Genomic DNA, 724 nt, shown 5'->3' with positions numbered 1-724 from the left:
AATCAGCTCTATGTACTGAGTATCCCCATATCCGATTGTTGGAAAAAGATAAAACAACTTTATTAATAATTCACGAGTTGATAAATCTTTATTTTTAGAGATGAATTTCATTACTGCATTATCTTCTGTTAACATTTCTAAAAATAAGTCTATAGCCTGATACATTACAGGTGGTACCTTATGAGAGGTCTTTTTATGGTTTACTAATACTTCATTGTATATAGAAGAATAATTCCCCAATTCAAGTTCAATTTGATTTACTTTAAATTCATCCTCTCTAAAGCTATTTAAGTATACCTTCCCTTCATAAGCAGACTGTTCAAGGTGAGAAAGTATGGTAAGTAAGTTCATTTGACAAAACATATCTTCACCAAACCATAAAACAATACATTTGTACTCTTTCATAAAAAGTTTTTTTAATGGATCTATAACCTTTTTTGTATAACTTTCTACTGAACTGTTATGTCCTGCTGCCCTTGCCTTAATAAATTCTTCATCAAAAACTTGTGTAGTAACTCGGTTTACACACATCGCTTCATTAAATGGTGCATAATCAGAATCACCCATTAGCTTTTCGTTTTTAAATTCTTCATACATAACTTGACCATTTAATATGTTAAGTACCTCTTTATCAAATAGCTCACTCTTCCTATCTCGTAACTGTTCAACCTCTATTTTTCTAGAAATATTCATTTTAAATGCCCCTTCTTTATTTAAATTTAGT

General features: G+C 29.8%; 1 protein-coding gene. It reads right to left on the bottom strand.

The window, feature by feature from the left end; genetic code table 11:
- A partial coding sequence (locus M3Z76_RS19630; protein WP_295657555.1) for an AraC family transcriptional regulator occupies nt 1-724 on the bottom strand: 724 nt, incomplete at both ends.

Source organism: Metasolibacillus sp., assembly GCF_025291715.1.
In the GTDB taxonomy this organism is placed as follows: Bacteria; Bacillota; Bacilli; order Bacillales_A; family Planococcaceae; genus Metasolibacillus; species Metasolibacillus louembei.
The sequence above is the reverse complement of the archived record's forward strand: the minus strand, read 5'-3'. Positions and strand labels throughout refer to the sequence as shown.